This is a genomic window from Opitutus sp. GAS368, assembly GCF_900104925.1.
In the GTDB taxonomy this organism is placed as follows: domain Bacteria; phylum Verrucomicrobiota; class Verrucomicrobiia; order Opitutales; family Opitutaceae; genus Lacunisphaera.
In genome coordinates, this window is the sequence record NZ_LT629735.1 from 3,779,057 (window position 1) to 3,801,694 (window position 22,638).

Sequence of the window (22,638 nt, forward strand, 5' to 3'; positions counted from 1 at the left end):
GGAAGAGGCAGCAAGCCCGGGGATGGTGGAAAGGCGGCCGATTATTTGACCACGGATTGCACGGATGAACACGGATGACCCCGATGCCTGTCATCCTGAGCGCAGAGAAGCAGCGGTGTCAGCCGACAAGGGTAAAGTGTGGGTCTTTGAGCATGCGGTTGAGCACGACAATCATTTTGCGCATGACGGCGAGCAGGCAGACGTTGGCGGGTTTGCCGGCGGCCTGGAGTCGCTGATAGAACAGCGACAGGACCGGGTTGTGCTGGGAGGCACTGACTGCGGCCATGTACAGGACGTTGCGGACCTCCACGCGGCCACCGCGGGCATGGCGCGGCCGGGAGGTTTCGCCGCTGTCGTGGGCATGCGGGGCCACTCCGACCAAGGCGGCGATGCGCTTGTCGTCCTCTTCGCCCAGTTCCGGCAGGTACGCCAACAGCGTCGTCGCCAGCACCGGACCGACCCCTTGCAACTGCTGCATCCGCTCTGCCTTGGCCCGCAGGGCGGGATGCGCCCGCACCTGCTGCGCCACCAACTCGTCGGCCTTGGCCAGGGCGGCGGCTTGTTGCTCGCGTTGCGCCTGCAGCAAGGCCTGCAAGGTCGGGCCTGCTGTTTCCAGCCGGTTGGCCGTTTGCGTGCCTTGATCTACCAGCTGCCGGCGATAATCCAGCAGCTCGCGCAACGCGGTTACCTCGGGCAGCGGCGGCTTCTCCACGCGGGGATGCATCGCGCAAGCGTAGCGATAGATCAGCCCCACATCAATCTTGTCGGTTTTGGCCAGCGTGCCCTCCGCCCGGGCGAAGTTACGCACCCGCCCGGGCTGCAAGCGGCAGACCGGTACGCTCGCTTGGTGCAGCTGCTCCAGCAACCGGCGTTCATACCCGCCCGTCGCTTCGCATACCACGCGCACTCCCGGCAGCGGCTGGACGAGGGTGATCAGCGTGGCAATGCCCGCTGCCGTGTTCGGGACCTGCCGGCACTTCTGGCCGGCAATGGTGTAGTCCAGGCGCGCCTTGGAGATATCCAAGCTGACGTACCGCACAGGTTCGGTCGACTCTACCTTGTAATACGAGTTCATGACTCTTTCAGCGGTTCGAGGTTTGACCAGGCACAAGACCGCGACCCGGCTTCACTACGGGCTCGAGGGCCCAAGGATCCAGCGATCTGTCGGTCTTGCCGTCCACCGTGCGGCCTGCACGGCGAACGCCCTGGTGGGCGGCCTCCAGTCAATCCACCCGGACTGACTTGGCAACCCAGCCCAAGCCGGCCTCCTCCGACGAGCCATCGGGCCCATTCTCGGAGCCCGGCTCGGGCCAAACCCTTTTCAACTTTCATCGCCCAAGACATACAAGGATCCAGAATGACGCAGGCCGACTGACAGTGCACTGGATTCTTCGCTCTGCTCAGAATGACAAGCAAAGTGAGAAGGTGGTGTATTCGTGAATATCCGTGTCATCCGTGGTCGAAACCTTCTCGCCTTGACAATCTAGGGGAGAGGCGGCTCTCTCCTAGAAACTCTAGGCAAGCGCCCATGACTCACAACAAAGCCGACCTCCTGCAGGGCACCCTCGACCTGCTTATCCTGAAATCGCTCCAGAACGAGCCCATGCACGGCTTTGGCATCGCCGTCCGGATCGGGCAGATGTCGAAGGACATGCTGACGGTGGAGCAGGGTTCGCTCTATCCCGCGCTCTACCGGCTCGAGGACCAAGGGTGGATCAAGGCCGAGTGGGGCGTCTCGGAAAACAACCGGAAGGCGAAATTCTACGCGCTGACGGCCGCGGGCCGGAAACAGCTCGCGACCGAGGAGCAGAGCTGGGCCAAGCTCTCGACGGCGATCAACCTCGTGCTGGGCGGCGCCTGAGCGCCACTCATTCACGTTCTCCTAATCTTTCTCTTTCTCAAAACGGAGCAACGAACGGGGAGAACGATTACGAGCAAGAGAATGAGAACGACCTGAAATCCAGACTCATGACCCTCGTTCGCAGACTCCGTTCGCTGTTCACTAAAAATAAACTCGAGACCGAGATGACGGAGGAGATGCGGCACCACGTGGAGCTGCAGACGGAGCTGAACGGCAAAGCGGGAATGTCGCCGAAAGAGGCGCGTTACGCCGCGCTGCGGCAATTTGGCAATGTGGCAAACATCCAGGAGCAGACGCGGGAAGTGCGCGGCGGGGTGTGGTTGGAGCAATTGGCGCAGGATTTCCGGTATGCGGTCCGCTCGTTGTGCAAGAGTCCGGGCTTTGCCGCGGTGGCGGTGCTTTCCCTGGGCCTCGGCATCGGAGCCAATACCGCCCTTTTCAGTCTCGTTGACGAGGTTCTGCTCCGTTCCCTGCCGGTCGGAAAACCGCAGGAACTTGTGATCTTTCGTTGGCTTTCCAACAACGCGCCATTCGAGGGCCTTGTGGGGCGCCACGAGCGCGATCCGGAGACGGGCTTGAACAGCGACACGGTACTCTCGTACCCGATTTTCGAGCGATTGCGGAGTCGCGCCTCGATGATGAGCGAGCTTTTCGCCTTCGCGCCGCTCTACGGCATCACCGTGACGGTCGACCATCGGACCAAACCTGCCGCCGGCCAGCTTGTCACGGGAAATTATTTTTCCGCCCTGGGCGTTCTGGCCTTCCGGGGGCGAATGCTTACCGCGGACGATGATCGCGCCGCTGCGGCCCCGGTTGCGGTGCTGTCTTTTCGCTATTGGCAGCAAAATTTGGGCGGCGACGAAGCGGTGCTCGGCAAGGTGATCAAGGTGAATCAGGTTGCAGCCACCATCGTGGGCGTCATGCCGCGGGACTTCATCGGGGCGCTGCAGGCCGGGGAGGCGCCCGATGTCACGCTGCCACTGAACTGCGAACCGCGACTGCGGAGCGGCGTCTATTCGTTTTTCGGGCGCCCGTTGATCTGGTGGCTGCATGTCATGGGCCGGCTCCGGCCGGGCGTGGACATTACCCAGGCCGAGGCGCAGCTCGAACCCGTCCTGATCGCCGCCGCCCGCGATGCCTGGAACCAGGGCGGGGCGAAGCAGGCGGGAAAGGCCGAGCGCCGCGACATGCCGCGCCTTCGGCTCGAGCCCGGCGGGCAGGGGTTGATGGACAGCCGGCGCTCCTACGCCCGGCCGCTGGCGATCCTGGTGGGAATGGTCGGCCTCGTTCTGCTTCTCGCGTGCGTCAACGTCGCCAATCTCCTGCTCGCCCGGGCGGCCACCCGTCGCCGGGAAATGGCGGTGCGTCTTTCCGTAGGTGCCAGTCGCGGGCGGATCATCCGGCAGTTGCTGACCGAGAGCGCGGTGCTGGCGCTGGCCGGCGGAGCACTCGGCGTGCTGATCGCCTGGTGGGGCCGGGCCGGCTTGCTGCATCTGTGGCCGGTGGGCGACGGCGGGGCGCTTTCTCTCGACGGCCGGATTCTTGGTTTCACGGTCGGGCTTTCCCTGGTCACGGGACTGCTTTTCGGCCTGGCCCCGGCTTGGGGATCGACCCGCGTGGATTTGAATTCTGCGCTTAAGGGAGCCGGCGGAAATGAAGACCGGCGGACGCGTCCCGCCTTGCGCGGAGGTCTCACGGTGGCCCAGGTCGGGCTTTCGATGCTCCTGCTCATCGGCGCGGGTCTGTTCCTCGGCACCCTGCGCAACCTGCGCAGCATTGATGCCGGGTTTGACCGGAGCGGACTGGTACTTTTTCAAGCCAGTGCGGGGCCGGCGGGATATTCGGATACGCAGGCGGCGGGCCTTTTCGAACGGATCCGGGAAAGGATCCAGGTCATTCCGGGGGTGGAGGCGGTGGCTTTCTCGAACTATGGCCTGCTCACCGGACAAGAGTCCAGCGGTTCGATCGTGGTCGACAACCCGCGGCTGCCGGCGGGCCTGTATCACGGCGCCACGGCCAACAGCGTCAGTCCTGAATATAGGCGGACCATGGGGATTCCTCTTCTGCTGGGCCGCGACCTGTCCGCAGTCGACCGGGGCGGCGGCCGCGCGGTCGTGCTCGTCAACGAAGAGTTTGCCCGGACCTATTTTCCCGGAGAAAGTCCGCTGGGCCGCCGCATTACGTTTCCCGGCCGGGCGTCAATTGGTTCAACGGATCTAAGGGCCGAAATCGTGGGCGTGGTCGGCAACGCCCATTCCGCCGAGCTGCGCACGAAGATTGCGCCGACGGTTTTCACGGCTTTTGCCCAAGTATCGTGGGGCGGCGACGCCTGTTTTGCGGTGCGCACGACGATTCCTCCGGAAGCACTGGCAGACGCCATTCGGGCCGCGGTGCGCGAGGTTGAACCGGCCCTGCCGGCCTATGACCTGCGCACACAAGAGGAACAGGTTGACCGCCTCTTTGCGCAGGAACGCCTCTTTGCAGTGCTTTCGTCGTTGTTTGGTGGACTCGCCCTGGTTCTCACCTGTATCGGCCTTTACGGCCTGCTGGCCCACGAGGTGACGGCCCGCACCAAGGAAATTGGCATCCGGCGGGCGCTGGGCGCGCAGCTGCATGAGATTCTTGGGCTCGTCATGCGACGCGGTTTGGGACTCGCCGTGCTGGGCTGCCTGATCGGAATCGGCGGCGCATTCGCGCTGACCCACCTAGTCAGCCCGTTTCTATTTGGGGTCGTCCCGACCGATTCGCTCACTTTCCTGGCCGCCACGGTCGTCCTGCTGGTGGTAGCGGGTATCGCATCCTGGCTGCCCGCCCGCCGGGCTGCGAAAGTCGATCCCACCATCGCGCTGCGCGCTGAATAATGGCATGAACTTCCTCGCGAAACTCCGCCTGTTGTTCCGCAAGGGAAGACTCGACACCGAAATGGCCGAGGAGATGCGGCATCATGTCGATTTACAGACGGAGCTGAACCGGAAGACCGGTATGAGCCCGGATGAAGCGCGCTATGCCGCGCTGCGACAGTTCGGCAACGTAGCCGTCATCCAGGAGCAGGCAAGGGAGGGAAGGGGCTGGGTGTGGCTGGAGCAGTGCGGGCAAGATCTGCGCTACGCGGTGCGGCAATTGTGGCGGAGCCCTGGGTTTGCCGTGGCGGTTGTGCTCACCCTGGCCCTCGGTATCGGGGTCAACACCGCGGTCTTCAGCATCGTTGACGCATTGCTGTTGCGCCCCAAGCCAGTGCGGGCGGCATCGGAAGTGTGGTCCATCGGGTTTCGCGATCCGGAACGCGGCGCGCTTAATCAAAACATTTCCTACCCGTTCTATTGCGCGTATCGGGACGGCACCACGACATTCGCGGAATTCTTCGGGTTTGCGGGCGCCCGGGTGTCCTTGCGCGAAGGCGCCGAGCGCACGCCGGTCTACGCACAATTGGTGACGGGCAGGTATTTTTCGGGACTTGGCGTAACGCCCGCGCTCGGTCGGCTCCTTGTTAAAGAAGACGATGAGACGCCGGAGCACACCATGGTGGCGGTCATCAGCCAAGAGCTCTGGCAAAGCCGCTGGGCGGGCTCGGCCGAGGTGCTGGGGCAGCCATTGGTGGTGAATGATGTGAAGCTGACTATCGTCGGCGTCGCGCCGCCGGAGTTCGATGGACTTAATGCATTCGGGGGGGTGCGCCCCGCGTTCTGGGCTCCGGCGAGCCTGTGGAAGCTGATCAAGGCTGATCCGGTATACCAAATGGCTGGGCGTCTGACTCCGGGAACCAGCCCGGAGCAGGCAATGGCGGAACTCGATGCGATCACGCTCCGCCTGAGCACAGAGTATAAGCAGAAGGCGCCGGTGGGCTACGAACGGTATGGCATCATGCCGGCCAGATACCGCACATTCCTGTTCAGATCCGCCCTGGGAAACATGGGCCTGCAGTTTGGTGGACGCGAGCAAGTCGCACGGTTGGCCACGCTGTTCCTGGCGGCGGTGGGTTTGGTGCTGCTCATCGCCTGCGGCAACGCTGCGAATCTGCTGCTGGCGCGGGCGCTCCGGCGGCGACGGGAGATCGCCGTCCGGCTGGTGCTCGGCGCCACGCGCGGCCGCCTCACGCGCCAGCTGCTGATCGAAAGCCTGCTGCTCTCTCTGCTCGGCGCGGCGACCGGGCTGCTGCTCGCTCACTGGGGCACCGATGCCCTGCTGGCCTTGCGAACGGGTGCGCTGAAATATCTGCCCGTCGAGGGAGTTCGGCTGGACGGACGGGCACTAGGTTTCACCCTGTGCCTGTCGGGCTTGACCGGCCTTGTGTTTGGCCTGGTGCCGGCCTGGCAGATGTTCCGTGTTGAACTCGCGCCGGGTCTGAAAACCGATGCGGTGAGTGCGACAACATGGCGGCGGGGCCGGTTCACGTTGCAAAACTTTCTGCTCGTCGGCCAGGTGGCGGCCTGTGTTGTCCTGCTGTTGTGCGCCGGGCTCTGCGGGCGCAGTTTCGGGAAACTCGTTTCCGTCGACGCCGGGTTTGAGTCGCAGCACGTGCTGGTGGCGACAGTGGCATTGGAACGGGAAAAATACTCCAACGAGGCTACCGCGGCTTTTATCGAGCAATTGATCGCGCGAATGCGTGCGCTGCCCGGTGTCGTGGCCTGCGCGACGTCGGATGAAGTGCTGCCGCTCGGAGGGCAATATGCGATGGGAGGGCTCGACACACTGGAAGGCTTCGAACTCCGGCCGGGGGAACGTATTTCCTATATAATGAGCGCAGTTGGCCCAGGCTATTTTCGTCTGCTGGGGATTCCGCTGGTGGCCGGTCGGGAGTTCGATCTGCAGGATCTCACGGCCAGCCGTGGACCGGTGGCCGTAGTCAACCAGAGTTTTGTGCGACGCTATTGGCCGAACCAGAACCCTCTCGGCAAGCATATCAACAAGGCGGAGGTGGTCGGGGTCGTTCGTGATATCCGCATGTTGCAACTGGGCAAGGAGCCGGAGCCGCAGGTGTCTTTCGGGCTGTTGTCGGGTAGTGAGCTGTTCCGGTTCTCTTCTGACCGGAGTTTCATCCTGCTGTTGAAATTGGAGCGCCCGCTGGAGTTGCTTGTGACTCAACTGCAGCACGAGCTCAGCGCCATGGATACCACGGTGAAGCTTGTCCGCACGGACAGCCTGGAGCACATCCGTGCAGAGTCGCTCGCCGGCCAGCGAGGGCTGATGCAGGTCCTGACGGTGCTTGGCGGCGGCGCCATCGTGATGGCCATGATCGGACTTTACGGGGTGCTGGCCTATTCGGTCATGCAGCGAACCAAAGAAATCGGGGTGCGGATCGCGATCGGAGCGCGCCCGCAGGACGTTCAATGGCTGACGCTCCGCCAGGGAATGAGTGTGTTCGGCGTCGGCCTCGCGCTCGGTCTGTCGGTCGCGGCACTGGTAACGCGGGGCATGCAGGCCTGGCTCTACGGCACGAGTCCGACCGATGCCGGAACATTCCTCGGCGTTTCCCTCCTTTTCGGCGTTGTGGCCGCGCTCGCCTGCTGGCTGCCCGCCCGGCGGGCGGCGAAGGTTGATCCGGTGATTGCCCTGCGGGCGGAGTGAGATTAAGAGTGAAAGTGAGGGTGAAAGTGGCAGACTGAGAGGCATGCCGAGGAATCCTTCGCCTGGAGTGGGGCTGACGGTGGTTCTGCTTTCAGCGGCCGGCTGCCGGCATGTGCCGCCGCCGGACACGGGGGCGAGTTCTTTCGTGGTGGTCGAGGCGCAGCGGGTGGCGTCGGACAAGGTCATTGTGGGCGATGTCGGTGAGCCCAGTGCGGCAAAGTACTCGGAGGATTTCCGGCAGGCGGTGCCGCTGAAAGCGACGGTCGTGCTGCCCGTTTATCCGGCCAAGGCGCTCAAAGCAAAAGCCGGTCGGGCCACGGTGGGCGTGCAGGTCACGGTGGACACGGCCGGACGAGTGACAGACATCGGGCCGAGCCTCCTGACCTACAATACACCGGGCCCCTATGCCGAGGATTTCCACGAAGCGGTGAGGGTGGCGGTGCGCCAGTGGCGCTTCGCGCCGGCCGAGATCCTGCAGATGGAAACGGCCAGGTCCGGGGACTTCACCTATCAGCGGATCGCGCGCAGCACCAAGACGGAGACCAAGCTGGATCTGGCGTTCACGTTTACGGCCAGCGGTGGGGTCGAAACGTGGAAGTGAGCAAAGGACAGGTCTGGTATGGAGGGCTCATACCAAACACCCAAAGCTTTTACACGAAGGCCGCAAAGAACGCAGAGATATTTCCCATCGCAGAATCTGCTTCGCGGTCTTGGCGACCTTGGTGTAGAGTGTAGTAGCTTGAGGCGATTGGTATCAGCTCCAGCTAAACGGCCCGCAGGGACACGGACCCTCCAAAAGACGGTCTGCCGACAAGCGTCACCCTACTTGATAACAATCGGTATCGGATTTTTCACACGAAGGTCGCCAAGGACACAAAGCGCTCAATCGTTTGAGCATGAATCTGCTCTGCGTCCTTTGCGATCTTGGTGTAAAATATTATCTCAAACCGTAATTGGTATGACGAGCGTGGGTCCGCCAGAAACGGCCCGCAGGGACGAGGGCCCGCCAAAAGACGGTCCGCCGACAAGCGGCGACCCTGCATCAGCTTTCCGGCGGCGCCGCCGGCTTGAGCCGGCAGGCCAGCTTGTCGCGGAACAGCCAGCGGCCGAGGGCGGGCATGAGCAGCATCGCGCCGAGCATGTTGAAGAAAAAGAGGAAGGAGAGCAGGATGCCCATGTCGGCCTGGAACTTCAGCGCGGAGAACGCCCAGGTGCCCACGCCGACGGCCAGCGCACTGCCGGTGAACATGACCGAGGTGCCCATGGTGGCGAAGGCGAAGCAGAGCGCGTCTTCGAAGGTATCCCCGATCCGCAATCGTTCGCGGATGGCCGAGAAAAGATAGATGCCGTAGTCCACGCCGATGCCGACACCGAGGGCGATCACCGGCAGGGTCGAGGTCTTCAAGCCGATGTGCAGGTGATACTTCATCGCGTAGCCGAGGTAGGAAACGACGATCAGTGGCGCAATGACGCACACCGTGCCGCGCCACGAACGGAAGGAGAGCAGGCAGAGCACGATCACGGCGGCGTAGACCCACAGGACCATGGGCGTCTGCGCGGCCGCCACGACCTCGTTGGTGGCGGCCATCACGCCGACGTTGCCGGTGGCGAGCTTGAACCGGGCGCGGTCGGAGTCGTGGATGGCGCGAAACTCCTTCACGGCGGCGACCACGCGCCTGATGGTCTCGGCCTTGTGGTCCTGGAGGTAGATCATCACCGGGATCACGCTGCCGTCGTTGTTCAGCAGCCCGCTGGCCGTCTCCACCGGCGAGACGGACTGGGCGAGCGCGGCCGGGTTGCGGGCGATGACGCGCCACTTGAGGCTGCCCTCGTTCCAGCCGGCGTTGATGGTTTTCGCGAGGTCGGCGAGCGACAGGGTGGACTGGACGCCCTCGACGTTGCGCATGTGCCAGCCAAAGCGGTCCACCAGCGCCATGATGTCGTGATCGATCACCGCGTTGGGCACGGTCTCCACCAGCACGGTGATGACGTCGACCCCGATGCTGAACTCGCGCGTGATGACCGCGCTGTCGCGGTTGTAGCGGGAATCCTGCCGCAGTTCGGGCACCCCGGCGTAGAGGTCGCCGATCTTGACCTCGTGCGACGCGACCCAGCCGTAGGCGAGCAGGATGGTCGAGACGACGATGATGACGACGGAGCTGCGCGGGCCGGTCGTGAAATTCGCCAGCCGGCGCCAGTAGGGCTGCAGGGCGAAGCGCCGGAAGTTGACGCGCTTCCGGAATTCCGGGGGCACCCGGAGGTAGGAGATGAGCACCGGGAGCAGGAAGCGGTCGGTGAAGATGATCAGGAACACGCCGAGGCTGGCGGTGATGGCCAGCTCCTGGATGGTCGGCACGGTCACCAGGTAGATGGTGCTGAAGCCGACGGTGCCGGTCAGGATGGCCACGCAGCCGGGGACAAAGAGATTGCTGAAGGAGGCGCGGGCGGCGGCGAGCCCGTCCTTGCCCAGGTTGATCTCGTAGCGGAACGACCGCAGCATCTGCGTGGCGTGGCTCAGCGCGATGGCGAACACCAGGAACGGCACGAGGATGGAGAGCGGGTCGATGCCAAACCCGAGCAGGTTGAGGATGCCGAATTGCCAGACGACGGCGCAAAACGAGGTCAGCAGCGGCAGCACCGTGAGCATCAGCGACTGCGAGAAGTAGAAAAGCAGGATCGCGGAGATCACGAGCGCGATGCCGAAGAACACCAGCACGCCCTCGGCGCCCTCGGTGATGTCGCCGATGACCTTGGCGAAGCCGATGATGTGAATGCTGATCCGGTCGCTCTGGTATTTGTCGCGGATGTTCTTTTCCAGCGCCGCCGCGACCTGGGCGTAGTCGAGCTTCTGCCCGGTGGACGGGTCGACCTCGAGGAGGGATACAATGACGGCCGCGCCGGTGAAATCGTTGGCCACCAGCATGCCCACGTGGCCGGACTTGATGATGTTCTGCCGGACCTGCGCCAGGCCGGCGGCATTGGGGGAAAAGTCCGCCGGGATGACATTGCCGCCCGCCAGGCCATCCTCGACGACCTCGATGTAGCGGACATTGGGCGTGTAGAGGGAGGTGACCTGGGCCCGGTCGACGCCCGGCAGGTAATAGGTTTCGTCCGTGACGGCCTTGAGGGTTTTGAAGAATTCCGGGGTGAAGATGTCGCCCTGCCGGGCCACGAGGGCGATGACCACGCGGTTCGCGCCGCCGAACTGGGTGCGGTACTTCTTGAAGGTCTTGATGTATTCGTGCCCGGTGGGCAGCTGCTTGTCGAAGCTGGCGTCGATCCGCGTGCGCGCCGCGAAGAAGCCGAGCACGGCGGTGATCAGCACGAACACCGTGAGGGTGACCGGGCGGTGCCGGAAGACGAATTCCTCAAGGCGCGCGATCATGGGCTGTAGCGGCGGTCTATGACCGCCGTTGAGCGTAACGTGGCTATCGAACGGCGGTCATAGACCGCCGCTACAGAGTTTTCTCCGTTTGGTGTCGGCGAACTCATGGCACAGTGACGCGAATCGCGCCAGCCTCGCCGACGGTGAGCAGGGTGCCATCGCCGGCATCGATGACGTCGGCCACGCTGGTGCCGAAATCGGCCGGCTGCCAGGGGCTGAACACGCGGCCGCCATCGCGGCTCACGAAGAAGTTGCCGCCCTGGCCGGCGAGCACGATGAGGCCGGCGGGCAGCCGCACGCCGCCCATGATGAGGACCTGCACGGCGCTGTTTTGCGGCTCCCACCTGGCCCCGTGGTCCTCCGAGCGCAGGATGTGACCGCGCAGGCCGTAAACGATCACGCGGCCGTTATCGAGGGGCAGGGCGCCGAAGAGCGAGCCTTCGTAAGGCACCTCGGATTTGATCCACGCCTTGCCTCCGTCATGGGACACCAGCAACAAGCCGCCCTCACCCGCGAGGTAGAGATAACCGTCAAGGCCCTCCGTGATCCGGTTGTAGTGCACCTCGTCTGCGGATGGCTTGGCCGTGGTCCAGGTTTTTCCGCCGTCCGTCGTCGCGACGAACTTGCCATAGGCCCCAACGGCAAACCCATGGGTCGCGTTGCGGAAAAGCACGGAGAGGTAGACGGTCTCGAGGTCCTTGCCAGTGTCCTGTCGCGTCCAGGTCAAGCCGCCGTCGCCGGTCGCGAGGATGACGCCATCATGGCCGACGGCCCAACCGTGCTGGGCGTCGGGGAAGGAGACACCGGTCAACAGGGCGCGGGTCGGGGCGAGGCTCTGCGTCCAGCTGCGGCCCTGGTCGGCCGAGAGCAGCACGTGCCCCCGCTCGCCGACGGCGACGAGCCGGTCCCCGGCGTAGGCGACCGCGAGCAGGAGTGACTTCGAGGCCAGCGGGGCCAACTCCGAGGTCTCGGCGGCGCCCGAAGTGAGAGTGAAAGTGAGAGTAAGGGTGAGAAACAGCCATGCCCTGTAGCGGCGGTCTATGACCGCCGACAAACGGAAACGGCGGTCACAGACCGCCGCTACAGGATTCGACTGGCTCGGCATGGCTGAGTGAATGATTCTCCGTGGGGCCGAATGACACACAAGAAAAAGGGCGGCCGGTGAGGGCCGCCCTTGGGCTTAAGTTGGGTCAGCGCACACCTTCCTGGCGCAGGGTGGCCGGGGTGTAATCCGCCGGGGTGCGGACCAGGCTGAAGTCATACATCTTGGCCTCGTTGTCGAGACCGATGGCGAGATAGCGGCCGGCGAGCAGGTCGGTGTGGACCTCCAGCGTGCTCCAGAAGGTCAGGGCATCATAGTAGTTGATGCAGTGGGCCTCGGAGACGCGCCACAGCTGGCCGCGACTGTCGTATTGGTCGACCGCGAGGATCTGCCAGCTGTCCTCGTCGACATAGAAGGTGCGCCGGCTGTAAACGTGGTTGGTGCCGGCCTTCAGGGTGGCGTCCACGACCCACACGCGGTGGAGCTCATAGCGGGTGAGGTCCTGGTTGATGTGGAGGGGCTTCAAGATGTCGCTGTATTTGAGCGAATCGCTGTGCAGCTTGTAGGAATTGTAGGGCACATACATTTCCTTTTTGCCGACGAGCTTCCAGTCGTAGCGGTCGGGCGCGCCGTTGAACATGTCGAACTGGTCGGACGTGCGCATGTTGTCGGCGGCGGTGCCGGGATTGTCGTAGGCGACATTGGGCGCGCGGCGGACGCGGCGCTGGCCGGTGTTGTAGAGCCAGGCGCGGCGCGGCTCCTTCACCTGGTCCATCGTCTCGTGCACGACGAGGATGGAGCCGGCGAGGCGGGCGGGCGCGATGACGGCCTGCTTGAAGTAGATGAGGACGTTGTCGAGGTCCTTCTCGTGGATGCCATCGCGAACGTAGTTGAAAAGGAACTCGTCATCGAAATTCACGAGGTTGTAGCTGCCGTTGCGCTGCGGGGCCGCCTGGCTGATGTGGCGGCTGGCCGCGACGCCGCGGTAGCGGGTGAGGTGGTTCCAGATCACCTCGAGGCCGTTCTGCGGGATCGGGAACGGGATGCCGATGACGGCGCCGGTGATGCCGTTGCCGCCCGCGGTGAGCGCGGCGGTGGTGGCGTATTGCTTCGTGGCGTCGTAGATGCGCTGTGGGTTCGAGGCGCTGCGGTGCGTCGGGTAGACCGGCATCTTGTAGTCCGCATATGCCTTCAGCAGGGCGAGTTGGCCGGCGGTGAGCTTGTCGGCATATTTGTCCGCGTTGGCCCCCGTGATGGTGAAGAGCACCGCGTCGTCCTTGTAGGGATCGGGGTGGTGCATGCCCGGGGTGTAGCCGGCGGGCGGGGTGGTGATGCCGCCGGTCCAGGCAGGGATGGAGCCATCGGCGTTGCCGGCCTTCTCGCCGCCGAGGGGCGTAAGGTCGTTGCCGAGGCGGCTGGCGTCGGCGGCGGAGATGCCGGCGTGCAAACTGAGAGCGACGGACCCGCCTACGCACAGGAGTGCTACGGCGAGGCTGCGCAGAAGACAGAGGACGGACAGAAGATTTTTCGTTTTCATGTAGTGAGGGGTCGGCGGGTTAGAACGAATACTTCAGGTTGCAGGAGACGTAATCGCGGTCGCTGAGCAGATTGTAGCGGCCGGCGCCGAAGAAGCTCACGTAGCGCAGCTCGACGCCCCAAGAGTCCTGGAAGTTGAAGTCCGCGCCGAGGGTGATCGTCTTGCGCCCGTGGATGAAGTTGCCCATCGGCAGCGGCGTGTTGCCGCCGACGTCGTGGCTGAAGACCAGCAGGGGCGATACGTTCACGCCTTTGAAGGCGTTGTTGTAGTCGAGGCGGCCCACCAGCTGGTAGCCCCACGAGAAGGTGTCGGCGAAGGCCGAGGCCGGCTCGGACAGCGGCAGGACGCCCGAGGCGTTGCTGCCCGAGTTGTTCATATAGTTGATGTCGCCGCCGACGAAGGTGCCGGAGCCGTCAAAGCGCAGCGTGCTTTTGCTCGGCAGGTCGGCTTTCACGAACCCGACCTCGCCGATGAAGGTGCTCTGGTCGGCGCCGAAGAAGCCGCGGGTGACCTTGGTGGCCGTCATCTGGCCGGTCCAGACCTTGGTGCGGCGGAAGCCGGGGATGTAGGTGTTGAGGGCATAGGCGCCGAGCTGGTTGTTGGCGCCGAAGCGTGCGCTGAGCGGGGAGAGCGCGGCGAAGAGGAGTTCGACGTCATCCACCTGCAGCGGCTGGTTGTCCCGGTAGCTGATCTCACCCTGGATCGCGACGCCCTTGACGCTGGTGTTGAAGCTGGCGCCCCAGAGGTGAATGTCCGGCGGGAATTCGATGATGTACTGGCCGGTGGCGGCGGCGACGAGCAGTTCGCGCTGCCCGATCTGTCCGGTGACGCCCGCGACCGTGGGCAGCAGCGCCTGCAGGGGCGTGAGCACGGCGAGCGTCTGCGTCGCGGTCGGATCACCGAGCGAGGCGCCGATGAGGACCTGGAGCGCGAGGGCCGGCGGCACGCCCGCGGCGGTGGCGGACGGCACCAGTCCGCCCATGAAGGCGGCGTTGCCCAGGAGGGCCGCGGCCGAATCGGACACGACCTTCGCGCCGTTGACCGGCACTGTCGGCGTCATGGCGGAGATGACCGGCAGACGGCTATGGTAGTTCATGTAGTAGAGGCCGAACTCCGTGTCGCCGAGGCCATGGGCCAGCCACTTGAGGTTGAGTCCATACTGGCCGGCGTTGCCCGGCTCGCGGTCCGTGCCGCGATAGATGGCGCCAAGGCCGGAGCTGTCCCCGATGGCCCCGAAGCCCAGGTAGACCTTCGTGCCACCCTGGGCGACAAAATCGTTGGTGCTGAAATAGGTGCCCGGCGGATCGATGCGGGTGCGCTGCCAGTCGAAGAGGTAGAAGGCCTCGGCGCTGAGCGATTCCGTCAGGGTGATCGAGCCGGAGGCCATCATGAGGGGGCGCAGTGCCTCCTTGAGCTCGGAGCCGGGGGTGCGGAGCTTGGCGACGTCGATCGGGTTGATGGAATTGACGCCATTGGGGATGAAGGTGCTCTCGCCCCAGCTCAGCACCTGGCGGCCGACGCGGAAGCTCACCGGCATGCTGCCGATATTCGCGTTGAAGTAGGCGTAGGCGTCGAGCAGCTCGGCGCCCGCGCCGACGACTTTCTGCGCCTGATCGGTCAGCTGCGTGTGCGGGCGGACGCCGTTGGAGTTCATGAGGTCGTTGAAATAAAACCCCCGCACGAACAGGCCGGCCTGCTGGTATTTGATGAGCAGGTCGTGGTTGGCCTTCACCAGGAAGGAGTCAAAGCCCTGTTTGTAGTTGAGGTCGCCGTCGTCGGCGTTGACCGAGCGCTGGAGGCCGCCGTTGGCGAGGCCGTAGAAGTTCGGGTCGGGGGCATTCAAACGGAAGAGGCTGCCGACCGAGATGGTCGTGTCGAAGCTGCCTTTGGCCTCGCCGAGCTCGAAGAGAAACGCCCGGGCGGTGGGCGCGATGCCGAGAGCGAGGATCAGGCTGACGGCGACCGGGAGGCGCAGGCAACGGGGGGTGGCTTTGCGTAGGTTCATAGCGGATTACACAATGCGCCTCAGGGGAGGCGGGGTTAGGGTGGGGTGGGGAACAAGCCGACCGGCGGCTTGGATTTTGCTGGCGGCCATGAAGCTGGCTTTAGACCGTGACTTCAAGTGCTAAACCGCAGCCAGGCAGGGGCTTCTTTTTTGATTAGCCTTTTGACGCCCGGCTCAAAACGACAACCTTGGGAGGCCATGGACGCCACGACGCACCTCCACATCAAGGGAGCCCGGGAGCACAATCTCCGGAACCTGGAGCTGCGCATCCCGCGGGGCAGGCTCGTCGTGCTCACCGGGCCCAGCGGCTCGGGCAAATCGTCGCTGGCGTTCGACACGATCTACGCCGAGGGCTACCGCAAATACATGGAGAGCCTCTCCGCGTCGGCGCGCCAGGTCCTCGAGCAGCTCAAGCGGCCCGATGTCGACTTCATCCACGGCCTGTCGCCCGTGCTGGCCATCGAGCAGCGCACCGGCGGCGGTTCGCCCCGCAGCACGGTGGCGACGGTCACCGAGGTGGCCGACTACGCGCGCCTGCTCTGGGCGCTTTGCGGCGAACAGCGCTGCCCGAAGGACGGCGGCCGCGTGGAGAAACGCTCGCTCGACGACTGCCTCAACCAGCTTTTCCGCGACGCTCCCGGCGAACGCGCCATCATCCTCGCTCCGTGGATGACCGCCAAGCCATCGGTGTTGCGCGACGAACTGCCGCGCCTCCACCAGCGGGGCTTCCAACGCGTGCGCATCGCCGGCGAGATCAGGTCCCTCGACGAGCCGCGCCTCGTGCCCAACGGCGCGGAGGAGCTGGTGGTGGAGCTCGTCGTCGACCGCGTGCAGGTCACGGCCGAGCAGCGCAGCCGGCTGGCCGACTCGCTCGAGCTGGCCTTCCGGGAGGGCGGCAACCGCGCCCTCGTGCTGGCGCAAAAGGGCCCCGACGCGCCGTGGCGCGAGATCAATCTCAGCCAGAGCCTCAGCTGCGCCATCTGCGGCGACGTGTTCGAGCCGCTCACGCCGCGGCATTTTTCCTTCAACCACGCCGAGGGTGCCTGCGAGACCTGCGGCGGACTCGGCCGGCAGATGACGTTCAGCGAGGAGCTGATCGTGCCGAAACCGGAGAAGTCCGTGCGCGAGGGCGCCATCAAGCCCTGGCGCATCGGCGGCCGGAACCTGATCATCCGCCACAGTTCCATTCTGAAGCAGCTCGCCGAACAGCTGCCCTACAACCCGGAGACGCCGTGGCAGGACCTGCCGGCGGAAATCCGGCACACGCTCCTGCACGGCGCCGGCGAGCGGCTGTTCAGCTTCCGGGTGCGCCGCACGCAGCGGGCCGAGTCCAGGCCGTTTCCCGGGGTCATCGCGCTGCTCGAGGCCGGGCGGCGCGAATCGCGCAGCGACGGCTACCGCGCCCGCCTCGCGACCTTCATGACGAGCGGCGACTGCCCGTCGTGCCACGGCCTGCGGCTCAACGCCCGCAGCGCGGCGGTGCGCCTGGGTGTAGGGTCGGCGCTTGCGCCGACCGCGCTTCCAGCTGCAGGCAAGGTCGTCGCAAGCAACGACCCTACAGGGATCGGTTTCGCGCAGTTCATGGCGCTCGATATCCGGCATGCGCTGCAATTCACACAAGGCCTGCGGACCGTCCTGCCGGCCACCGACGCCGTGCGCGAGGTGCTGGACGGTGTGACCCAGCGGTTGCACTTCCTGGACGAGACCGGCCTCGGCTATCTCACGCTCGACCGCGAATATCCCACGCTCTCCGGTGGCGAGGCGCAGCGCGTCCGGCTGGCGACACAGCTCGGCATGGGTCTGGTCGGCGTGATCTACGTGCTGGACGAGCCCAGCATCGGCCTGCACGCCCACGACAACCAGCGGCTGCTGGCCACGCTGCGCGAACTGCGCGATCGGGGCAACACGGTGCTGGTGGTCGAGCACGATGCCGACACGATCCGCATCGCCGACGAACTGATCGAACTCGGGCCCGGCGCGGGCACCGAGGGCGGCCAGATCCTTTTCCAGGGCTCGCCGGCCGACTGCGCGAAGCTGCCGGCGTCGGCGTCGCGCACGGGCGCCTATCTGGCCGGCAAGCTCGGCGTCGTGAAAGACGGCAAGACCAAGCCGCCCGACGACCGCTGGCTGACAGTCAAGGGCGCGACCGAGCACAACCTCAAGAATGCCGAGGCGAGATTTCCCGTCGGTTTGCTGACCTGCGTCACGGGCGTCTCCGGCTCGGGCAAAAGTTCCCTCGTGAACGACATCCTCGCCACCGCCGCCGCGCGGAAGCTCAACGGCGCGAAGACGCTGCCGGGCCGCCATCGCGGCCTCACCGGGCTCGAGTATTTTGAAAAGGCGGTGGTGGTGGACCAGGAGCCCATTGGTCGCAGTCCGCGCTCCAATCCGGCGAGCTACGTCGGCCTGCTCGACCTCCTGCGCGATCTGTTCGCGAAGCTGCCCCTCGCCAAGGTGCGCGGCTACAAGGCGAACCGTTTCAGCTTCAATGTGCGCGGCGGCCGCTGCGAGCGCTGCCAGGGCGACGGCCAGATCAGGTTGGACATGCAGTTCATGGCCGACGCCTACGCGCCGTGCCCGAGCTGCGACGGCCGGCGTTTCAACCGCGAGACGCTGGAGGTGCGCTTCCACGGGAAGAGCATCGCCGACGTGCTGGCCCTGACGGTGCGCGAGGCGATGGAGCTGTTCCGCGCCGTGCCGCGCATCATAGAGAAGCTGGCAACGCTCGACGCCGTCGGCCTCGGCTACCTGCAGCTCGGCCAGTCCGCCACCACGCTCTCGGGCGGCGAGGCGCAGCGCATCAAGCTCTCGCTCGAGCTGAGCAAGCGCGAGCAGGGCACCACGCTCTACATCCTCGACGAACCCACGACGGGGCTGCACTGGACCGACATCCAGCGCCTGATGGACCTGCTCTTCAAGCTGCGCGACGCCGGCAACACGCTGGTCGTGATCGAGCACAACCTCGACGTCATCAAGCTGGCCGATTGGGTCATCGACCTCGGCCCGGGCGGCGGCCCGGACGGCGGCGAGATCGTGTATGCCGGGCCGGTGGATGGACTTGCGAAGGAGCCACGCTCCCTGACGGGGCGGGCGGTGAAAGGGTAGGGCGAATCCTCCGGATGAGCCGCGGCTCGTCGAGGACGACTCGCCCTACCCATAGAACCCTGCAACTTTGGGCCCGGCGGCGGTGTGCTAGGGGAGTCGCAACGTTCTCCCCAACCCAATCCGCCATGAAAAACCTGATCCGTTCCGCCTTTGCCGCCGCGACCCTGTCGCTGGCTTTGACCGCGTTTGCCTCCGCCGCCGAAGTTGAAACCGGCGCCATCGATATCGGCCAGCTGATGCCCTCCGCCAAGGGCAAGTTCGTCGAGATCAACCTTTCCCCGGCCCTGCTCAAGTTCGCGGCCCGCATCGCGGCCCGCCAGGAGCCCGAGACCGCCGAGCTTATCCGCAACCTCAAGAGCATCCGCGTCAATGTCGTCGGACTCGATGACTCCAACCGCGCCGCCACCACCGAGCAGATCGAGGGTGTCCGACGCAAGCTGGAGACGCAGGGTTGGACCAAGATGGTCACCGTCCGCGAGCAGGACGGCGGCGACAACGTCGACATCCACGTCAAGCAGCACGGCGAGGAATCCATCGATGGCCTGGTCGTCACCGTGCTGGACAAGAAGGGCGAGGCCGTCTTCGTGAACATCGTCGGTAACATCAACGCCGACCAGCTCGCGCAGATCGCCGACAAGTTCGACATCGAGCCCCTGCGCAAGCTTCACCTGAAGATCGAGGCCAAGAAGAAGGCGAAGGAAGTCTAATTCAGAAACCTGAAACCTGACTTTCCTTACACCGAGCGACGCGCTTGAAGCCATCCTCAGGTCTCAGGTTTCAAGTTTCAGGTTTCTCCCCACTACCATGAATCCTCCGCCCCAAGCTCCCGCGCCCCGCCGCCCTGTCTGGCGGTGGGTGTTGCTCGGGGTCGGCATCTGCCTCGCGCCCTTTCTGGTGCTCGGCGCCGTGGCCCTCAGCTACCTGACGCTGGACAGTGACGTGCGGGTGCTGCGCCAGCACCTGATGGCTGCGACCGATGCCAGCTGGCACACCAAAGTCCAGATGAGCCTCGGCCGGGCCACCCTGGGCGCGATCGGGCAGGGGCTGCGTTTTGTCCACGCCAAGGACGTGGCCGACGCCCGGCTGGCCCTGCGCGCCGTCCAACACGCCAGCGTGGGGGTCTATGAGCGCACTTCCGGCGGAACCGACTGGTCCCGTGAGCGGCTTTTCACGGAGACCGACCGCGCCATGCAAAAACGCGGCTGGTCCCGCCTGGTGGGCGTCGTCGACCAAAAGGAAACCGTGCTGGTCTACGTCCAGAATGACTTGGCCGACGACGAACCGGTGGAAATCTGCGTGGCCGTCGTCAAGGACAAGGAAATGGTCGTGGCCTCCACCACGGTGGACGCGACCGCCCTGGGCGAACTGGTGGCGCAGCACACGGGCACCGATGTGAAAGGGCGCCTTCGCTTCGCGAAGCTCGGGTTTTAATGGGTAGGGCGCGGACTCCGTTCCGCGCCGCGGCGGGCAAGGGACTGCCCGCCCTACCTTGATATCCGCGAAGGACGCCAAGTTTTGCGAAGGCCAGTCAGTGCAGGGCGGGGTCGCTCTGCCCCCGCCTTTGTTTTTGGCCTCCTTGTAGGAGCCTGCTTGCAGGCGATTGTTTATTGATTCGCCTGCAAGCAGGCTCCTACAAAAGTGGTTCCATGCTCCCGCTGCCGACCATCGTCCACCTCGACGCCGACGCGTTCTTCGTGTCGTGCGAGCTGTCGCTGAAGCCCGAGCTGCGCGGCACCAAGTGCGCCGTGGGCGGCCGCGAGCGGGGCATCATCTCCTCGGCGAGTTACGAGGCGCGGGCTTGCGGGGTCTACACGCCGATGCCCACCAAGCTGGCGCTGAAGGTCTGCCCCGACCTGATCCTGCTGCCGCACACCGCCGGCATCTACAGCAAGAAGTCCCGTGAGATGTTCGACCTGTGCGAGACGCTCACGCCCGTCGTGCAGCGGAATTCCGTCGACGAGGGTTACCTCGACATCGGGCCGTGCGGCTTCAAGACGCTGCCGGAGATCGAGCGGCGCGTGCGCGCCCTGCAGCAGCGCATCTGGGACGACCTGCAGATCCCGACCTCTTTCGGTATCGCCGCCAACAAGCTCGTGTCCGCCATCGCCAGCAAGGCCCGCAAGCCGCGCGGGTTCACGGTCGTGCCACCCGGGGAGGAAGCGGCGTTCCTGGCGCCGCTGAAGATCAGTGTGATTCCCGGCGTGGGCAAGAAGAGCGAGGAACGGCTGGCGGCGTCCGGCATCCGGCTCGTCAGCGACGTGCTTACGCGGAGCGAGCGCGAACTGAAGAACCTCTTCGGCAGCGGCTGGGAGGAGATGTTGCGAACCGCCCGCGGCGAGGACGACCGGCCGGTGCATACCGACCACGAGGACGCGAAGTCTTATTCGGTGCAGGAGACCTTCGGCGAGGACATCAGCGACTTGGCCGAGATTGAGCGCATCGCCAAGCGAATGATCGACGAGCTGATGCCCGCCATCCGCGGCGATGGGAAACGGGTGAAGACGATGACGGTCAAGGTGCGCTACCCCGGCATGGAAAACAGCACGGCCGGCCGAAGCCTGGCCGAGGCCACGGACCTGGAGGCGCCGTTTTATCCGCTGGTGCAGCCGCTGTTGAAGGCGGCGTGGACGCAGCGCCGGCCGTTGCGCCTGGTGAGCGTGCGGTTTTCCGGCGTGGAGGAGAAGGGCAGCCAGCTCGAGATGTTCGCCCAGACCGACGAGAAGAAACGCCGGTTGGCCGCGGTCATGGACAAACTGAACGCCAAGGGCCAGGCCGGCATCGTCCGCCACGGGCATCAAATACAAAAAGAAGATTAACCACGACGACACGACGTCACCACGAGCTTTTAAGCTTGGTCTTAGGAGCGTCGTGCCGTGGTGTCGTGGTGGTGAATGAACTAGATCAACGTATTGCCACCGCCAAGCAGGTCGTCATGGCCGAGACGGCGCTGCTGCACCGGGAATTCGGGCACGCCAAGCCCGTCATCAAGCACGACGGCACCAAGGTCACGCCGGTGGACATTGCCATCTCGCAGCACCTGCAGGACGCCATCACCCAGGCCTTTCCCGCCGACCAGTTTTTCAGCGAGGAGCTGACGCCCACCGCGGTGCCGGTGCCGCTCACGTCCCGCTTCTGCTGGGTGTGCGATCCGATCGACGGCACGAACAATTACGCCAACGGCATCATCTACTGCGCCATCTCACTCGCGCTGCTGGAAAACGGCACACCCATCTACGGCATCATCTACGACATGGCGCGGCGCGTTCTCATCCACGGCGGTCCCGGCCGCGGCGTGTGGGACGGCGACAAGCCGGCGAAAGCCCGGGCGGAGGCGCCGAACAGCCACAGCCTGGTTGGGTTTCATTCCCCGGTGGAAAAGGTCTATGCGGCGGAAGGCAAGAAGCTCATCGAAAATTTCAAGATCCGCGGGCTCGGCAGCAGCACGCTGCACCTGGCTTATGCGGCCATCGGACTGCTCGACGGGGTGGTGGACCACAACAACAAGGTCTGGGACATCGCCGCCGCCTGCGCGCTGCTGACGGAGGCCGGCGTCGAGATCCACTACCTGGAAAACCCGCCGTTCCCGATGACGGAGTTCACGCTCAAGGCCAAGCGCATCCAATACGCCGCGGGCAATCCGGCGATGGTGGCGAAGCTGCGGGAAGTGATCGGGAGATAGGATACTCGGGGGACTGGAGCTATCAGCTCCTGCCTTGTCATTCTGAGCGAAAGCGAAGAATCCAGTCGTGGGCCGACGCAATGACTACGCATGCTTACTGGATCTACATTCTGACTAATCGCTGGAATGGCACCCTCTATGTTGGCGTAACCAACGACCTGAAGCGCCGCATTTGGGAACACAGGGCCGGTGCGATTCCGGGTTTCACCAAGCAGTATGGATTGAAGAGGTTGCTTTACTATGAGGAATTTCGCGATGTGCGCCGAGCCATCGACCGCGAGAAGCACCTCAAAGGATGGAACCGGCAACGAAAGCTTGAGCTGATCGAGAGAGGGAATCCCGATTGGAAGGACCTGAGCACTGATTGGTTTAGCGAAGGACTGGATTCTTCGCTGCGCTCAGAATGACAGGCCGAGGAACTTGAACCTACAGCGAATGCCGACCAGCGGTGCTGAGCGA

At 64.7% G+C, this 22,638-nt stretch carries 15 protein-coding genes; 10 read left to right on the top strand and 5 right to left on the bottom strand.

Translation table 11 applies throughout. From position 1 onward, the window contains the following. Nucleotides 1-118: 118 nt before the first annotated feature. A complete protein-coding gene (locus BLU29_RS16030) occupies nt 119-1,075 on the bottom strand; it encodes an IS110 family transposase (RefSeq protein ID WP_091054872.1) in 957 nt (318 codons plus the stop codon). A 453-nt stretch (nt 1,076-1,528) separates the two neighbouring features. Between BLU29_RS16030 and BLU29_RS16035 the strand changes: the two genes are divergently transcribed. The 4 genes from BLU29_RS16035 (at nt 1,529) to BLU29_RS16050 (ending at nt 8,027) form a co-directional block, all read left to right on the top strand. After that, nucleotides 1,529-1,861, top strand: a complete 333-nt coding sequence (locus BLU29_RS16035; RefSeq protein ID WP_091060030.1) for a PadR family transcriptional regulator — start codon at nt 1,529-1,531, stop codon at nt 1,859-1,861. A 107-nt stretch (nt 1,862-1,968) separates the two neighbouring features. After that, a complete protein-coding gene (locus BLU29_RS16040; protein ID WP_091060032.1) occupies nt 1,969-4,722 on the top strand; it encodes an ABC transporter permease in 2,754 nt (917 codons plus the stop codon). 4 nt (nt 4,723-4,726) lie between these two features. After that, nucleotides 4,727-7,426, top strand: a complete 2,700-nt coding sequence (locus BLU29_RS16045; protein ID WP_091060035.1) for an ABC transporter permease — start codon at nt 4,727-4,729, stop codon at nt 7,424-7,426. A gap of 67 nt (nt 7,427-7,493) precedes the next feature. Further along, the gene (locus tag BLU29_RS16050) at nt 7,494-8,027 is read left to right on the top strand and encodes a hypothetical protein (protein ID WP_091060037.1); all 534 of its coding nucleotides are present in this window, start codon (nt 7,494-7,496) and stop codon (nt 8,025-8,027) included. Between the two features lie 441 nt (nt 8,028-8,468). Here the strand turns inward: BLU29_RS16050 and BLU29_RS16060 are convergent, their stop codons facing one another. The 4 genes from BLU29_RS16060 to BLU29_RS16075 form a co-directional block, all read right to left on the bottom strand. Then, nucleotides 8,469-10,811, bottom strand: coding sequence for an MMPL family transporter (locus tag BLU29_RS16060; protein ID WP_091060043.1), 2,343 nt, complete (start codon nt 10,809-10,811; stop codon nt 8,469-8,471). 103 nt (nt 10,812-10,914) lie between these two features. Then, nucleotides 10,915-11,916 carry a YCF48-related protein gene (locus tag BLU29_RS16065; protein ID WP_091060045.1) on the bottom strand — a complete coding sequence of 334 codons (1,002 nt, stop codon included), beginning with the start codon at nt 11,914-11,916 and terminating at the stop codon, nt 10,915-10,917. An 85-nt stretch (nt 11,917-12,001) separates the two neighbouring features. Next, nucleotides 12,002-13,390 (bottom strand): DUF1329 domain-containing protein, encoded by a 1,389-nt coding sequence (locus BLU29_RS16070; RefSeq protein WP_091060047.1) that lies wholly within the window; start codon nt 13,388-13,390, stop codon nt 12,002-12,004. Nucleotides 13,391-13,409: 19 nt separating this feature from the next. Next, entirely contained in the window at nt 13,410-15,395 is a 1,986-nt protein-coding gene (locus BLU29_RS16075; protein WP_091060049.1) for a DUF1302 domain-containing protein, read from the bottom strand. Between the two features lie 198 nt (nt 15,396-15,593). On the opposite strand from BLU29_RS16075, the gene uvrA reads away from it, so the two are divergent. The 6 genes from uvrA (at nt 15,594) to BLU29_RS16105 (ending at nt 22,586) form a co-directional block, all read left to right on the top strand. Further along, nucleotides 15,594-18,500: an excinuclease ABC subunit UvrA gene (uvrA, locus tag BLU29_RS16080; RefSeq protein ID WP_091060051.1), complete on the top strand. Its 2,907-nt coding sequence runs from the start codon at nt 15,594-15,596 to the stop codon at nt 18,498-18,500. 125 nt (nt 18,501-18,625) lie between these two features. After that, nucleotides 18,626-19,207: a DUF4252 domain-containing protein gene (locus tag BLU29_RS16085; RefSeq protein ID WP_157693940.1), complete on the top strand. Its 582-nt coding sequence runs from the start codon at nt 18,626-18,628 to the stop codon at nt 19,205-19,207. 97 nt (nt 19,208-19,304) lie between these two features. Next, nucleotides 19,305-19,931, top strand: coding sequence for a hypothetical protein (locus tag BLU29_RS16090; protein WP_157693941.1), 627 nt, complete (start codon nt 19,305-19,307; stop codon nt 19,929-19,931). A 215-nt stretch (nt 19,932-20,146) separates the two neighbouring features. Next, complete coding sequence (locus tag BLU29_RS16095) at nt 20,147-21,316, top strand: DNA polymerase IV (RefSeq protein ID WP_091060058.1); 1,170 nt, start codon at nt 20,147-20,149, stop codon at nt 21,314-21,316. 71 nt (nt 21,317-21,387) lie between these two features. After that, complete coding sequence (locus BLU29_RS16100) at nt 21,388-22,179, top strand: inositol monophosphatase (RefSeq protein WP_231962254.1); 792 nt, start codon at nt 21,388-21,390, stop codon at nt 22,177-22,179. Nucleotides 22,180-22,259: 80 nt separating this feature from the next. Next, entirely contained in the window at nt 22,260-22,586 is a 327-nt protein-coding gene (locus BLU29_RS16105) for a GIY-YIG nuclease family protein (RefSeq protein WP_091060062.1), read from the top strand. Nucleotides 22,587-22,638: the final 52 nt, after the last annotated feature.

Bases quoted from the DNA above. Each gene is read 5' to 3' on its own strand.
- BLU29_RS16030 (WP_091054872.1), bottom strand. From the start codon at position 1,075: ATGAACTCGTATTACAAGGTAGAGTCGACCGAACCTGTGCGGTACGTC.
- BLU29_RS16035 (WP_091060030.1), top strand. From the start codon at position 1,529: ATGACTCACAACAAAGCCGACCTCCTGCAGGGCACCCTCGACCTGCTT.
- BLU29_RS16040 (WP_091060032.1), top strand. From the start codon at position 1,969: ATGACCCTCGTTCGCAGACTCCGTTCGCTGTTCACTAAAAATAAACTC.
- BLU29_RS16045 (WP_091060035.1), top strand. From the start codon at position 4,727: ATGAACTTCCTCGCGAAACTCCGCCTGTTGTTCCGCAAGGGAAGACTC.
- BLU29_RS16060 (WP_091060043.1), bottom strand. From the start codon at position 10,811: ATGATCGCGCGCCTTGAGGAATTCGTCTTCCGGCACCGCCCGGTCACC.
- BLU29_RS16065 (WP_091060045.1), bottom strand. From the start codon at position 11,916: ATGCCGAGCCAGTCGAATCCTGTAGCGGCGGTCTGTGACCGCCGTTTC.
- BLU29_RS16070 (WP_091060047.1), bottom strand. From the start codon at position 13,390: ATGAAAACGAAAAATCTTCTGTCCGTCCTCTGTCTTCTGCGCAGCCTC.
- BLU29_RS16075 (WP_091060049.1), bottom strand. From the start codon at position 15,395: ATGAACCTACGCAAAGCCACCCCCCGTTGCCTGCGCCTCCCGGTCGCC.
- uvrA (WP_091060051.1), top strand. From the start codon at position 15,594: ATGGACGCCACGACGCACCTCCACATCAAGGGAGCCCGGGAGCACAAT.
- BLU29_RS16085 (WP_157693940.1), top strand. From the start codon at position 18,626: ATGAAAAACCTGATCCGTTCCGCCTTTGCCGCCGCGACCCTGTCGCTG.
- BLU29_RS16090 (WP_157693941.1), top strand. From the start codon at position 19,305: ATGAATCCTCCGCCCCAAGCTCCCGCGCCCCGCCGCCCTGTCTGGCGG.
- BLU29_RS16095 (WP_091060058.1), top strand. From the start codon at position 20,147: ATGCTCCCGCTGCCGACCATCGTCCACCTCGACGCCGACGCGTTCTTC.
- BLU29_RS16105 (WP_091060062.1), top strand. From the start codon at position 22,260: ATGACTACGCATGCTTACTGGATCTACATTCTGACTAATCGCTGGAAT.